Origin of the sequence: Streptococcus salivarius (genome assembly GCF_009738225.1) — a bacterium.
GTDB lineage: Bacteria > Bacillota > Bacilli > Lactobacillales > Streptococcaceae > Streptococcus.
The window spans coordinates 2,094,616-2,107,099 of sequence record NZ_CP018187.1; the positions used below are offsets into that span (position 1 = coordinate 2,094,616).

Below are 12,484 nucleotides of genomic sequence, written 5' to 3' on the forward strand. Positions count from 1 at the left end.
AAAGTGCAAGTCCCTTTGGACTTGCACTTTTGTTTACATCTCTTGCCTTGTTTCCAATTTAGCCAATCGTTTGGCTTCTTTTTTGCGTTCACGACTCTGACGGAAAAAGTCTTGCATAATCTTAGCACACTCTTCCTCCATGACACCAGTCTCTACTTCTACGCGATGGTTGAGACGCTCATCTCTTAGGATATCGTAAAGGCTACCCGCACCACCAAACTTTTGATTGCTTGCTCCATAGATAACTTTAGGAATACGAGCCAAGCCAATTGCCCCACTACACATGACACAGGGTTCGATGGTTACAAAGAGGGTACAATCTAACAAACGCCAATTGCCTACAGTCCTATTAGCCTCTTGAATAGCCATGACCTCCGCATGCATGATAGCTTGATTGAGCTCCTCACGTGCATTGTGCCCACGGCCTATGACTTCGCCATTTTTAACGATGACACAGCCAATTGGAATCTCTGCTTTATCTAGAGATTTTTCGGCCTCCTTAAGAGCTTCAGACATAAAAAAGTCTTTCTCTTCTTGGGTAAAGTCAAGCATTAGTGTCACTCCCGTTCCAAGATTTGCGAGACAATATCTCACTTAGTCCTTCTATTATAGCATAAGAAAAGAAATACCGAAGACCTCCATTTTAAAGGACACAAAAAAAGCTAAGACGAATCATCCTAGCTTCAAACACATTAGTCTGGTGAGTCTTAGGAATCACACCAATGTGTTCCCCCAAGGCTAGACGAAAAGTCAACGACCGCTTAACATCCTAATTCATATGTCAGTCGGAGTGTCATAGTCAATTGTCTGTGAAATCATTATACAGGCCTAAGGCCTCACAACGATAAACAAAAACGATAAACAAAAATGCAACTGTCTCAAACAATTGCAAGGATAGCGTTATAGTTGTGATATTTCACACTTTCCTTCCAAACAAATAATGCCTACTATAAAAGTAACTTTTATAGCTTTTTCCTTACCCATCTATAGTTTATCATGAAACCTCTATCATTTAATTTAAAAATCGGTAATAAAACAATAATATAGATTAGAAACAACTGTTAATTGTATGCATTCTTTTGAATATTTTGCTTAACATTTAAAACGTTGATATATCAACGTTTTATGGCTTCCTAAACTATTTTTTCTAGTCTATCTACACTATTAAACACCTATCATCCTAAGTCTTATCTAATTTTACTGTTTATTAGTCTAACAAGTGTTTAATATTTTATCTCCAACAATTCTTCAAAACAAGGTATGGAACAAGATAATGATTTTTTATAGAGGTTGCTTCAAAGATAGGAGACCTAGATAGCTAGTCAAAGGATAAACTAGAAGGGAAGCTCTTCTTCCAAGACGAGGTCAGCCAAGTCATTATCAGGATTATTTTCCCTAACAGCACGCTGAGCACGACTCTCCAGAAGTTGGAAAGAGGAACAAAGCACTTCAGTAACGTAATGAGTTTTACCATCCTTATCGTACTTACGGGTACGAAGCTCACCATCAAGAGAAATTAAACTCCCCTTGCTAGCATAAGATGCTAAGGTCTCAGCCAAACGCCCCCAGACAACCACTGTAATAAAATCAGCCTCACGCTCACCATTTTGCGTCTTATAGCGACGATTAACCGCAACTGTAACACGTGTAAAAGACCTATCGCTAGCAGTTTTTACCATTTCAGGAGTCGCCGTCAAACGTCCAATTAAAATAACTTTGTTATACATTTTTTTACCTCCACCTATCTATTCGTAAGCGGAAGTAAAAAAAGTGACAGATTTTGAAAAAGCAAGAATAAAAATAATATATATATCACATTATTGACTTCAATTAAATAGAAAAAAGTAAAATCTATTCGGGTGAAAAGCAGGATGAGTTCTTCAATAAATGTACTTGTCACTAAATATTAGACATCTGAAGATGAGCTGAGCTACTAGCAAAGGAAGTAGGAAGCTTGGTATGAGCTGTCGATTCAAAGAACAGTTATCGCCATACAAACTTGTCATTAGTTTACTTACTCAAATCATCCTCTGCTGACCCAGAGTTACCACTTAAAATAATTTTAACACTCCGTTTTGAAGTTCTTCTATTGATAGAAGAGAGACGAGAGTCCTTTGCCTTTTTCTTTGTAAGCTGAAATAGTTTGGAATTCACTTATTGCATACTACCAATGACCAATACTATAAAAGATAAAATATTTCCTAGCACATGAACCATCAAGGGATAGTAAATATTTCCCTTTTCATTCACATAAATAATTGAAAGGGTTACTCCGCCACCTAAGTAACCAACTGCACTGACCCACTCTGATAAAGACAAACTGTGCATATGGGTCAAGGCGAAAACAAATCCTACCACACAAATGCTTAGCCAGCTTGGCAAATGTCTCTGTAAACAATGCAATAAAATTTGACGGAAAAAGAGTTCTTCCACCAAAGGTCCAATGATACAGGCGAAAACTGCTATCAGTAGTGGTTGTTCTTTAAAGGTACTTTGTATATTAGCCTCGTTTAGTCCTTGTTCACTTAGTCCCAAAACCTGCCTCAATATTGCCGATAGTAGTCCAAAGAAAATGGTCACCAGGACAAGTAAGAGCCAGCCTTTTAAAACCCCCAAGAAAAATTTTCTTTTAGAACTTCTGACCTCTTCCCACTTTTTGAGCAATTCAGACTTAAATAAGAAGCAACCATACAAAAACATGATGGTATAAACTAAATAGGTCGTTAAAGAAGAAGGTAAGGGAGCATCAAATACTCGTATACCGTCAAAAACAAAGAGGACTGTATAGAGAATCATAAAAACAAGGACTCCCTTATGTTTGTTGTAAGCCATTGAACTTTCCTTTCTTTTATAATCATCACCAAATCTGAGTCTGACAGATAAATAAAACACAACTTGATTAATAAACTTGAAGCCACATTTTTTAGATAATTGCTCGGATAAAGTTGTTTTGGCAAATAATAGAGATTGAGAGCAATACTATTATATTTTGATGATGAACTTGGTAAGCATAAAGAGGTTCTCGAAAATTTTGAACCATTTGCCAAGACGAGCTCTCCTGAAAAAAAAGCGGCTTACTTACCGCTTCTTGTCTTATTTACCCTTTCCAGTGTTTGGCTGGATCAAAAGCCTCTCCGACTACTGCTGAATCATCAAGTTCAATAATACCACGTTTTTGTGGGGCATTTGGAAGTGCCAACTCACGTGGGGCACACATCATACCATAACTATCTTCACCACGAAGTTTTCCTGGGAAGATAAGGGCACCGCTAGGCATCATAGCACCAGGAAGAGCTACGATAGTTTTAAGACCAAGGGCTGCGTTTGGTGCTCCTGCAACGATTTGGACCTTCTTATCACCGATGTTCACTTGGCAGATGTTAAGGTGGTCACTGTCTGGATGTGCAACCATTTCATCAATTTGTCCAACCACAAAGACTGGTCCTTGTGTGTTTTCCAAACGCTCTTCAAAGCCCTCTTTAGCCAATTCCTCGTTCAAAACAGCTACATCTTGGTCTGACAAGAAAACTTGACCGTTACCTTCGATATCAATGAGGCTTGACGCTTCAAAAATATTCCAAGCAAGAGTCTTGCCTGTTTCATCAGCTGTGACACGCGCCACTTTACCTTTACGTTCTACGCTACGTTTGATGTCCTTAGTATCTTCCAAGATAACCAACAAAACGTCACCAACTTGTTCCTTATTGTATGCAAAAATCATGGGTTCTCCTTCAATAGTTCTTTTATAGATTTTAAAATCGACTGACATGCCAAGAATCGTCATTACTACCATAGCGATAACTAATCTTGTCAATTTTCCAGTCACTCTCTGTTAATTTTATGATAAATTGTTTATGGTACCAAAAGTCATTCCCATAAGAAAATTCGAGAAACATCTTAGCCTTACTCTTCATAATAAACTTAGCTCGACAGGGCTCTAACACAAAATCATAGGTGCCTGGAGAACCAAAAGAAGCTGAAAAAACTCTTTTATAACAGTTATCAGTCAAGTGTTTTTGAGCTAAAGGAGTCAACTTCTCTTTAAATTCATCAAATAACTCCATTTCTCCAGGAATAGTTTGATGTGTAGGAAGATTATTTTCCTTTTTGTAGGTGTTTATTTCTTGGTGTTTTAGGAAGATATCACTTTCAATTTTGGAATGCTCTACTAAAATTTGGCATAATTCTTCGATGATCTCCTCATTTTTTTCTGTCAGATACTTTTCTTTAGTTTCTGAAATATCAAGAGAGATATTAGGAAAGTGATTGATTTTCATCTTTTAAATCTCCGACAAAAAGGCAGTGATTTCTTCTTTGGTTTTACGAGCTTTATTGACCAAGCGTCCCAATTCTTGACCTTTCTGAGTCACGACAAAACTTGGGATACCAAAAATATTCCAAGTTTGCGCCAAAGCCATATAATCATCACGGTTGACACGCACAAAGGTCATATCTGGATGGAGGGCTTCAATTTCAGGCATAACGGGATAGATGAACTGGCAGTCTGGACACCAATCGGCAGTGAAAAAGAAAACCACCTTTTGATCACTTTCAACATAGCTTGCCAATTCTTCAAGATTCTTAGGAATAATCATGCCTGCTCCTCCTCATAGGTCAAGATATCCTCTGCATAAACAAAGCTATAGGAACGTCCATCCTCTAAGACGATACCTCCTGTAAGTCCTGGATTTTCCTTATCAGTGGGATTTGTATAAAGGACTGCGATAGTCCCCAAGTGAGATAATTCTTGTCTAATATCTTGGATTAATGCAGCCTTCTTCATTTCTGCACGTGACTGTCTATACTTCTCTGCCATTGCCAAGAGACCTAAAGCTCCTACGCCTCCAGCAAACAAGGCCAATGTTTTACGTTTCATAAGAAACATTTTACCATAATTTTAGACGAATGGGGAGAGGCTACCTATCTCTTGAGAATCGTGCTAAAATAGTAGCAAGTACTACTCAAGGAGGATTTTATGACTACCCTATTTGACAAAATTAAAGAAGTAACCGAGCTCAGTGCTACTTCAGGCTTTGAAGCTCCTGTACGCGACTACCTTCGCAAAAACATCACCCCACTTGTAGATGAGGTCCAAACAGATGGTCTCGGTGGTATTTTCGGTATCAAGCATAGCCAAGCAGAAAATGCCCCTAAGGTGCTTGTGGCTGCCCACATGGATGAAGTTGGGTTTATGATTAAGGAAATCAAAGCAGACGGGACTTTCCGTGTCGTCGAACTTGGTGGTTGGAACCCACTGGTTGTCAGCTCACAACGCTTCACCCTACACACTCGTGACGGTCGTGTCTATCCTGTCATCTCAGGTTCAGTGCCACCTCATTTCTTACGTGCTAGTGGCGGAGCTTCAAGTCTTCCTAGTGTTTCTGATATCGTCTTTGATGCTGGTTTTGCTAACCAAGAAGAAGCAAATGCCTACGGTGTTTTCCCAGGTGATGTCATCATTCCTGAATCAGAAACAATTCTAACAGCCAATCAAAAGAATGTCATTTCTAAAGCTTGGGATAACCGTTATGGTGTTCTCATGATTCGTGAACTCTTGGAAAACGTTAAGAATCAAGAACTCAACAATACTCTAATTGCTGGTGCCAATGTTCAAGAAGAAGTTGGTTTACGTGGTGCCCATGTCTCTACCACTAAATTTGATCCTGAAGTTTTCTTTGCAGTGGACTGTTCTCCTGCAGGGGATATCTATGGTAATCAAGGTAAGGTAGGCGATGGTACCCTTATTCGTTTCTTCGATCCAGGTCACATCATGTTGCCAAATATGAAAGATTTCCTTTTGACTACAGCTGAAGAAGCGGGTATCAAATACCAATACTACTGTGCTGCGGGCGGAACAGATGCTGGTGCCGCTCACTTGCAGAATGCTGGTGTTCCATCAACAACTATCGGTGTTTGTGCCCGCTACATTCACTCGCACCAAACCCTTTATGCGATGGATGACTTCCTAGAAGCACAGGCCTTCTTACAAGCTATTGTTAAGAAGTTGGATCGCTCAACAGTAGATTTAATTAAAAACTACTAAGATAAGGAGTAACCCATGATTATAGGTTTTATCGGTGTCGGAAAAATGGCAACAGCCATTATCAACGGCCTAAATACAAGCTCACATCGTATCATTATTTCAGGGTCTTCCTTGGCTCGTTCACGCCAGCTTGCAGAGGAACTAGAGGTTGAAGCGGCTGCTTCCCATCAGGAATTGTTGGATAATGCTGACCTGGTCATCCTTGGTATCAAACCTCAAATGTTTGACAAGGTACTAGCCGGTCTCAATTTTCATCAACCTATCATAAGTATGGCTGCTGGAGTGACCTTGGAACGCCTTGCTTCCCTCACCAGTCCAGACCTTCCTCTTATTCGTATCATGCCGAACCTTAATGCTCAGATCCTCAAAAGCACTACTGGTCTTTGCACTAATGATAAGGTATCCGAGGACCTTTTGGCAGTTGCCAAGGAAATCACAGACAGTTTTGGAACCACTGTTGAATTGGCTGAGAAAGACTTTGATACCTTTACTGCCCTAGCAGGTTCTAGCCCTGCCTACATCGCCCTCTTTATCGAGGCTCTAGCCAAGGCTGGTGTCAAAAATGGCCTAAGTAAGCAGGTCGCTCTGACCATTGCCACACAGACGGTTCTAGCTACTGCTGAAAATCTCAGTCTTGGTAGCGACAGTCCACATGATCTTATTGACAAGGTCTGTAGCCCTGGTGGGACTACTATCGCCGGTCTCATGGACCTTGAGCGTACAGGCCTCACCCATAGTGTAGTTTCAAGTATTGATACAACCATTGCTAAAGCCAAAAAACTATAAGAAAAAAGCTCGGAAGATTCCGAGCTTTATTTGGTATATGGCGCTAAAAATTGTAAGAGTAACAACATTGAAACCGCAATGCTATTGTTAATGATATGGGCAATGATACAGTACTCTAACTTTTGAAACTTACGATATGCTATTCCAAGGGCAAGACCCATACCTGCATATACAATCCAAACACCGATACTATTCGGCATATGAACAAGGCCAAAAAGTAAACTACTAACAATCAAGCCAACAATAGAATCTGGATTAAAGACGCGTCCCATGAGGAGCCCGCGAAAAACCAGCTCTTCCACAATCGGTGCCATAATTACCGTAAACGTTATGAGGAGGAAGGGATTCATATGGGCATTTTCTATGGCTGCCTGATTGGTGCTATTACTAACACCTTCCATCATCATGACCATAGAACCAATCCTAGTAACGATATAAATACCTAGGTAGGTCAAGCCAATCATACCCCAGGCCTTCAGGGAAGAAAGGGCCTTAAAGCCTTCGAAAAGCCCAAGACGTTTTCCTAAGAAAAGAGCTCCTGCGCTCATAAGAAGCAAGACAAAAATTAAGAGACAGACCAGCCTTATATCTTTGACACCTAAATAGATGGTTGGAACTTGATCAATAATTAGTATTAGGAAAGCTAGTAAAAAATAAAGAAAGCGTTTGAGAATTGACCCTTTGTTCATGAGAATCTACCTCTTTTCATCATTTATTTGTATCTTTATTATAATACAATAAAACTTATTTGACAAGACAAAAAGAGAACGAGAGGTGAATTTTTCAAGATAATATAGGCTCTTATCCTATTTTAGATAGGATGAGACGAATAAGAGCAAATCCCAATACTAAGCCATAGAGCAAGACTGATAAGACTGTAACATATGGCAACTGAATATTGACAAAGGCATATAGAGCAATCAAAGCAAAGATAAGCAAAAACTCTAAAATCAGAGTTGCAACTGCTGTCGCCATTAAAATCTGTTTATTTCGCTCATCATAGGCAGCAATATACATCTGGTGAAGACGTTTAGGATGAGTAAGCGTCGCAAAATAATAGATTGACAAAACATAAACCCCAATGGTAAGTCCTAAAACTAAGCCTAGAGCATAATCACTAAGACTGTTAGAGCGAATAATAAACAATCCCAAAACACCCAAAGACAAAAGAGAACAGGCTACTCGTGTAATGTATTTCTTAAACTCATCCTCTGTTTTTCTCTTTCCTACTAACATTTTTATTAACATATCTTAACACTCCCTTTATTATCCTTTATAAGAGCAATATAACTTTTTTCACTGACAACTTTAAACACTTATTCACCTTAAACGAAAAGACTGAGTAGTACACTTATGCTATTGTTTAAGATATGAACACCCATACTGTACTCGATACGCTTAGTCTTATAATATGTTATCGCAAGACCAGCTGACATAATACCATAGATGACAATTGTCTGAAGCGTAAATGCTGAGTGACCAGCCATAAAGAGAAGACTGGAAATAACAAGACCCGTCTTAAAGTATTTTCCAAAGAGCACCTTGGCTAAGAGTCCCCTAAAAATGATTTCTTCCATAATCGGAATAATAAAACCGGCGACTACTAGGTGAAGATAGAATGGTACGTGGGCAAAGATATCATTTAAAGCATCTTGATTTTCCATAGTCGCATTGTGTGTTAACTGACCAATAAAATACCCTAGAAGATCACCTAGGAAAAAGATGACGAGATTAAGAGAAGCAATCGCAACGAGACGTCTCCAATTAATCTCTTTAAGCGATAAAAGTTTAAATCTATAAGCAATCACGATAAAAATAGTCAAACTCCCTAATGCCCAAATACCGTAACCTATTTGCTCCACAAGTGAAAACTTACCATCCTGAGTAAGTAGCGGGAAAGCACCTAATAGTGTTAAATCTAAGATTAGTAGAGTGAGCGCTAAAACAATAACACCAATTTTCTTCATGACTTGTTTAAACATATCTTTTCTCCTTAATCTTCCTCAAAAATAAAGACTTCTTCAATAGTCTTTCCAAAATATCTAGCAATTTTAAAAGCTAGTTCCAACGACGCATTATAGCGACCTTTTTCGAGTGAAATGATGGTCTGTCTCGTGACTCCCATTTCATCTGCTAACTCTGCCTGACTAATCTTATTAGCCTTGCGAAGTTCCTGAATTTTTGTTTCCATGTGGTACCTCAACCTTATCGTTTATTTTCAAATAGTTAAACTCCTTACTTTTCTTTGTTAAGTTAACTTTACATTTATAGTATAGTCTACTTTACATATTTTGTAAAGTCTTTTTTACATTTTTTGTAAAGTTTTCTTTACTTATTGAATTACACATATATAGACATCGACAAATGATGCTTTCAGAGCATTCAAAAAAGCTAGCCAATCACTCGGCCAACTTTTCTGGTCTTATCAAATTTTTGATAACTTATTTAGTTTTAAGGCGCTCAACATCACGCGCAATCACCAACTCTTCATCTGTTGGAATAACAAATACTTTAACAGCTGACTCTGCTGTTGTAATATCGCCTACATGTCCAAAGACATTCTTTTCAGGATCCACTTCAATACCAAACCAAGTGAGACCATCCAAAACTGAAGCACGAACTTCCGCAGAGTTTTCACCAATACCTGCTGTAAAGACGATAGCATCCGCTCCGTTCAACACACCGAAGTATTGAGCAATGTATTTACGCAAACGATCCACATAAAGATCATAAGCCAAGGCACATTTTTCATCGCCAGCATTCTTACCAGCAATGATATCACGCATATCACTTGATTTTTCAGAAATGCCAAGAAGACCTGATTCCTTATTAAAGACGTGACGGATACGCTCAGCATCTGCCATTTCAGGCTCACGATCAATAACAAATGGAATAATCGCAGGGTCAAGGTCCCCAGTACGTGTTCCCATCATAACGCCACCAAGTGGTGTCAACCCCATTGATGTGTCTACTGATTTACCACCATCAACCGCAGTAATTGAAACACCATTTCCCACATGGGCTGTGATAATCTTAGTTTCTTCAATTGACTTACCTAACAACTTAGCTGCTTCTTGAGAAACATATTGGTGACTAGTTCCGTGTGCTCCATACTTACGGACTTGGTAGTCTGTATAGTAACGATTAGGCACTGGATAACGGTAGGCCACTTCTGGCATAGATGTATGGAAGGCTGTATCAAAAACAGCAACACTTGTAATATCTGGGAGGAGCTCCTTAAAGGCACGAATCCCTGAAGCTGCACCTGGATTGTGTAAAGGCGCTAAGGCTGACAATTCTTCAATCTTAGCCAAGGCATCTTCATCCACCAAGCTTGATTCTTTGAAATATTCTCCACCAGCAACCACACGGTGACCAACACCTGTGATTTCATCATAGCTCTTGATAATATCAAAACGAATCAAATCATCAAGCAAGATTTTTACTGCCTGAACATGGTCAGCAATATCTAGAGTTTGCGATTCTGAACGGTCATCAAATTTTACTGTTGAAACAGAATCTTTCAAGCCGATACGTTCAATCAAACCCTTAGCAAGAACAACTTCATCTGGCATCTCATATAGTTGCCATTTCAAGCTTGAGCTTCCTGCATTAATTGCTATTGTTTTTGTCATAAGCCACCTCTTTGTAAAACGCTTTCAATAATATAGTCCTATTCTAACATGTTTTGCTAGAAAATGGAATTATCTGATTTCCATTTTTGAAAATTCTCTGTAAAATCTTTGAGGACCTCTGGGTTTTGCAAATCGCTAAGTGGATAAACAAAGGTCTCAGGAGCATTTTCAGTTTGTTTTTTAAGCACAAAGATAGACTTCATGTTACGTTTATTGCCAAAAGCTGCTTCTGGAAGAGTGATAACTGCAATAATATCAGCATAGCCTGACAGCCATTTCTTAAGCAAATCACTTTGTGGGCTTGTTAAAAGATTAGTTGGTGCCAAAAGAATAGCAATACCATCTTTCTTCAAGTACTTGAGTGATTGCTCCATGAGAAGGTGATGGGCATAGGTGTGTTCACCAGTTGCTGCAACCTTGAAACGACTCGCAATCTCATCATTAGGGTAGTAACCAACAGGTAGGTCACTAATAATAACATCACTCTCTTTGAGAATGTGTGGTCGAACAGCATCTTCTTGGATGTAAACTGCACTTGAATTCACCACATCAGCAATACTAGCTGACAAATCGATAAGGAGATCGTCAACTTCCATTCCCATATAATTAAGGGTTTTCTGACTATTATTTAGAAGAGTCTCAGCCAAGTTTCCTGTCCCCGAACCAATCTCCAAAACATCTAATTGGTCGTCCTTGGTCAACCCTTCAAGTAGGTAAAGAATGATAAATCCAATAGCATCAGGTGTAAATTGGTGATTGGCTTGTAAGGCTTCCAATTGCCCTAGCTTGATAAACAAGAACTGAAAAGCGCGACGCCACTCCTCTTTGCTTAGATTAAGGGCACGTAATTTCTCGTTGTTTTTGATGATGACTTCATTAGCTACCTCAGCCCCCAAATAATAGGAATTTTGCTCAATAAGCGCATCGTAAGCATGGGTTCCAAGATCATTTTCAATGGTTTGGACATTTTCTAACAACAGCTCAAAGGCTGTCTCAATTGCTTCAAAATTCATGATTTCCTCCGTCCTTCTATCATATCAAAAAGGAAAGAGAATTTCTATTTCTGCTCCTGCTTCTTCACATAACGATAGGTCTTGATTTGGCCTTTACTGGCAACTCTAACAATCACTTGTTTGTCCTTAACCTCATAAGCCGTAGTTCCCTGAGAGAAACTAAAAGCACCTGCTTCCTTGTCCGCCAAGTCCATGGTCATCTCTGCCATGAGACGACTCTGACTGGAGATCATTTGTGCTTGGTTCTGTCTAGAGCTAGCAACCACCCGCTCCAGATAAACATGCAGAAGAAGTGTGAAAATGCCAGCCATAAAAAGAGCGTAGAGAAGAACGCCTCCCCTAACCTGTTTTTTCAAAAGCATAAACAAAACTCCTTTGTAGCCCATTTTTAAGAGTCACTTGGATGGTGACTATCTGGTTATTTTGACTAATTGTACTAGCTTTTACATTGAAAAGCATTGGTTGGTAGCCTCGACCGTCAGCATTTGTTTTTCGAAAATCAGTAGCACTTGAAAGGCCAAAAGCCAGGTCTTGATTATCCTGCTTAACATAGAGCTTGTTCCCTTCTACCTTTACCAACTGACAACCTTCTAACTCTGCCTCCATTTGTTGGACAAATAGGAGCCAGTCTTGGTTTTCTTGTTGCTTGACCTGCTTAACATTGCTCACCAATACTGTGGTCAGACCTTGATAAACTTGAACTGAACCAGCAATCACCAATAGAGCTACTAGACATTCCAAGAGGGTAAAAGCACGAACCTTGCTATTGAGAGACATGAATAATCTCCTTTCCTGATTCATAAACTGCGATACCTTGCTGGCTACGTTTTACCGTCACTGTGATGCCATTTAAGGTCAACTGATCCTGTTTGGTCTGAACTGCCATGGTTGCCACACTCAAGACCTCCTGTTGGTGGAGATTCCTAGCCATTAGCCTACGATTGGTATTGATCTGATCCAAGATAAGACCACTGACGAGTACTAAGACAGCCATTGCTACCAAGCTT

The 12,484-nt window shown here is 39.4% G+C and carries 18 protein-coding genes; 2 read left to right on the plus strand and 16 right to left on the minus strand.

Annotation, left to right across the window (positions count from 1 at the left end; translation table 11 throughout):
* Nucleotides 1-33 precede the first annotated feature (33 nt).
* The 7 genes from tadA to BSR19_RS09665 form a co-directional block, all read right to left on the minus strand.
* Nucleotides 34-552 carry a tRNA adenosine(34) deaminase TadA gene (tadA, locus tag BSR19_RS09635; protein ID WP_014632555.1) on the minus strand — a complete coding sequence of 173 codons (519 nt, stop codon included), beginning with the start codon at nt 550-552 and terminating at the stop codon, nt 34-36.
* Nucleotides 553-1,334: 782 nt separating this feature from the next.
* Nucleotides 1,335-1,727 carry a single-stranded DNA-binding protein gene (locus BSR19_RS09640; protein ID WP_014632554.1) on the minus strand — a complete coding sequence of 131 codons (393 nt, stop codon included), beginning with the start codon at nt 1,725-1,727 and terminating at the stop codon, nt 1,335-1,337.
* A gap of 427 nt (nt 1,728-2,154) precedes the next feature.
* On the minus strand, nt 2,155-2,832 hold the full coding sequence (locus tag BSR19_RS09645; RefSeq protein WP_045001371.1) for a CPBP family intramembrane glutamic endopeptidase: 678 nt from the start codon (nt 2,830-2,832) through the stop codon (nt 2,155-2,157).
* Nucleotides 2,833-3,097: 265 nt separating this feature from the next.
* Nucleotides 3,098-3,721, minus strand: coding sequence for a YtpR family tRNA-binding protein (gene ytpR, locus BSR19_RS09650; protein ID WP_002885779.1), 624 nt, complete (start codon nt 3,719-3,721; stop codon nt 3,098-3,100).
* Nucleotides 3,722-3,752: 31 nt separating this feature from the next.
* A complete protein-coding gene (locus tag BSR19_RS09655) occupies nt 3,753-4,277 on the minus strand; it encodes a hypothetical protein (RefSeq protein ID WP_156247045.1) in 525 nt (174 codons plus the stop codon).
* Between the two features lie 3 nt (nt 4,278-4,280).
* Nucleotides 4,281-4,595: a thioredoxin family protein gene (locus BSR19_RS09660; protein WP_002885723.1), complete on the minus strand. Its 315-nt coding sequence runs from the start codon at nt 4,593-4,595 to the stop codon at nt 4,281-4,283.
* On the minus strand, nt 4,592-4,876 hold the full coding sequence (locus BSR19_RS09665; RefSeq protein ID WP_002885838.1) for a DUF4651 domain-containing protein: 285 nt from the start codon (nt 4,874-4,876) through the stop codon (nt 4,592-4,594). The genes BSR19_RS09660 and BSR19_RS09665 overlap by 4 nt, the downstream gene beginning before the upstream one ends.
* A 99-nt stretch (nt 4,877-4,975) precedes the next feature.
* Here BSR19_RS09665 and pepA point away from each other — a divergent pair, with 99 nt between their 5' ends.
* Nucleotides 4,976-6,043: a glutamyl aminopeptidase gene (gene pepA / locus BSR19_RS09670; protein ID WP_014632550.1), complete on the plus strand. Its 1,068-nt coding sequence runs from the start codon at nt 4,976-4,978 to the stop codon at nt 6,041-6,043.
* A gap of 15 nt (nt 6,044-6,058) precedes the next feature.
* Nucleotides 6,059-6,829 (plus strand): pyrroline-5-carboxylate reductase, encoded by a 771-nt coding sequence (gene proC / locus BSR19_RS09675; RefSeq protein WP_002885846.1) that lies wholly within the window; start codon nt 6,059-6,061, stop codon nt 6,827-6,829.
* Between the two features lie 26 nt (nt 6,830-6,855).
* On the opposite strand, the gene BSR19_RS09680 is transcribed toward proC, so the two are convergent.
* The 9 genes from BSR19_RS09680 to comGE all read right to left on the minus strand — a co-directional run bounded on the left by BSR19_RS09680 (nt 6,856) and on the right by comGE (nt 12,471).
* A complete protein-coding gene (locus BSR19_RS09680; RefSeq protein ID WP_111686674.1) occupies nt 6,856-7,518 on the minus strand; it encodes a CPBP family intramembrane glutamic endopeptidase in 663 nt (220 codons plus the stop codon).
* 112 nt (nt 7,519-7,630) lie between these two features.
* Nucleotides 7,631-8,077 carry a hypothetical protein gene (locus BSR19_RS09685; RefSeq protein WP_013991259.1) on the minus strand — a complete coding sequence of 149 codons (447 nt, stop codon included), beginning with the start codon at nt 8,075-8,077 and terminating at the stop codon, nt 7,631-7,633.
* A 77-nt stretch (nt 8,078-8,154) separates the two neighbouring features.
* A complete protein-coding gene (locus BSR19_RS09690) occupies nt 8,155-8,811 on the minus strand; it encodes a CPBP family intramembrane glutamic endopeptidase (protein WP_037601483.1) in 657 nt (218 codons plus the stop codon).
* 11 nt (nt 8,812-8,822) lie between these two features.
* Nucleotides 8,823-9,020, minus strand: coding sequence for a helix-turn-helix transcriptional regulator (locus BSR19_RS09695; RefSeq protein ID WP_002885716.1), 198 nt, complete (start codon nt 9,018-9,020; stop codon nt 8,823-8,825).
* A gap of 250 nt (nt 9,021-9,270) precedes the next feature.
* Nucleotides 9,271-10,464, minus strand: a complete 1,194-nt coding sequence (locus BSR19_RS09700; protein WP_138261572.1) for an acetate kinase — start codon at nt 10,462-10,464, stop codon at nt 9,271-9,273.
* A gap of 56 nt (nt 10,465-10,520) precedes the next feature.
* Complete coding sequence (locus BSR19_RS09705; RefSeq protein ID WP_138261573.1) at nt 10,521-11,477, minus strand: class I SAM-dependent methyltransferase; 957 nt, start codon at nt 11,475-11,477, stop codon at nt 10,521-10,523.
* A 44-nt stretch (nt 11,478-11,521) separates the two neighbouring features.
* A complete protein-coding gene (gene comGG / locus BSR19_RS09710; RefSeq protein WP_156247046.1) occupies nt 11,522-11,839 on the minus strand; it encodes a competence type IV pilus minor pilin ComGG in 318 nt (105 codons plus the stop codon).
* Complete coding sequence (gene comGF / locus BSR19_RS09715; RefSeq protein WP_045769383.1) at nt 11,817-12,254, minus strand: competence type IV pilus minor pilin ComGF; 438 nt, start codon at nt 12,252-12,254, stop codon at nt 11,817-11,819. The genes comGG and comGF overlap by 23 nt, the downstream gene beginning before the upstream one ends.
* Nucleotides 12,241-12,471, minus strand: a complete 231-nt coding sequence (gene comGE / locus BSR19_RS09720; protein WP_002887015.1) for a competence type IV pilus minor pilin ComGE — start codon at nt 12,469-12,471, stop codon at nt 12,241-12,243. The genes comGF and comGE overlap by 14 nt, the downstream gene beginning before the upstream one ends.
* Between the last annotated feature and the right edge of the window lie 13 nt (nt 12,472-12,484).

Excerpts from the sequence above, each read along its gene's own strand:
- BSR19_RS09695 (WP_002885716.1), bottom strand. The coding sequence starts at position 9,020 with ATGGAAACAAAAATTCAGGAACTTCGCAAGGCTAATAAGATTAGTCAG.
- BSR19_RS09685 (WP_013991259.1), bottom strand. The coding sequence starts at position 8,077 with ATGTTAATAAAAATGTTAGTAGGAAAGAGAAAAACAGAGGATGAGTTT.
- comGG (WP_156247046.1), bottom strand. The coding sequence starts at position 11,839 with ATGCTTTTGAAAAAACAGGTTAGGGGAGGCGTTCTTCTCTACGCTCTT.
- BSR19_RS09705 (WP_138261573.1), bottom strand. The coding sequence starts at position 11,477 with ATGAATTTTGAAGCAATTGAGACAGCCTTTGAGCTGTTGTTAGAAAAT.
- BSR19_RS09655 (WP_156247045.1), bottom strand. The coding sequence starts at position 4,277 with ATGAAAATCAATCACTTTCCTAATATCTCTCTTGATATTTCAGAAACT.
- pepA (WP_014632550.1), top strand. The coding sequence starts at position 4,976 with ATGACTACCCTATTTGACAAAATTAAAGAAGTAACCGAGCTCAGTGCT.
- BSR19_RS09645 (WP_045001371.1), bottom strand. The coding sequence starts at position 2,832 with ATGGCTTACAACAAACATAAGGGAGTCCTTGTTTTTATGATTCTCTAT.
- BSR19_RS09640 (WP_014632554.1), bottom strand. The coding sequence starts at position 1,727 with ATGTATAACAAAGTTATTTTAATTGGACGTTTGACGGCGACTCCTGAA.
- BSR19_RS09680 (WP_111686674.1), bottom strand. The coding sequence starts at position 7,518 with ATGAACAAAGGGTCAATTCTCAAACGCTTTCTTTATTTTTTACTAGCT.
- BSR19_RS09700 (WP_138261572.1), bottom strand. The coding sequence starts at position 10,464 with ATGACAAAAACAATAGCAATTAATGCAGGAAGCTCAAGCTTGAAATGG.
- BSR19_RS09665 (WP_002885838.1), bottom strand. The coding sequence starts at position 4,876 with ATGAAACGTAAAACATTGGCCTTGTTTGCTGGAGGCGTAGGAGCTTTA.
- comGF (WP_045769383.1), bottom strand. The coding sequence starts at position 12,254 with ATGTCTCTCAATAGCAAGGTTCGTGCTTTTACCCTCTTGGAATGTCTA.
- proC (WP_002885846.1), top strand. The coding sequence starts at position 6,059 with ATGATTATAGGTTTTATCGGTGTCGGAAAAATGGCAACAGCCATTATC.
- comGE (WP_002887015.1), bottom strand. The coding sequence starts at position 12,471 with ATGGCTGTCTTAGTACTCGTCAGTGGTCTTATCTTGGATCAGATCAAT.
- tadA (WP_014632555.1), bottom strand. The coding sequence starts at position 552 with ATGCTTGACTTTACCCAAGAAGAGAAAGACTTTTTTATGTCTGAAGCT.
- BSR19_RS09660 (WP_002885723.1), bottom strand. The coding sequence starts at position 4,595 with ATGATTATTCCTAAGAATCTTGAAGAATTGGCAAGCTATGTTGAAAGT.
- BSR19_RS09690 (WP_037601483.1), bottom strand. The coding sequence starts at position 8,811 with ATGTTTAAACAAGTCATGAAGAAAATTGGTGTTATTGTTTTAGCGCTC.
- ytpR (WP_002885779.1), bottom strand. The coding sequence starts at position 3,721 with ATGATTTTTGCATACAATAAGGAACAAGTTGGTGACGTTTTGTTGGTT.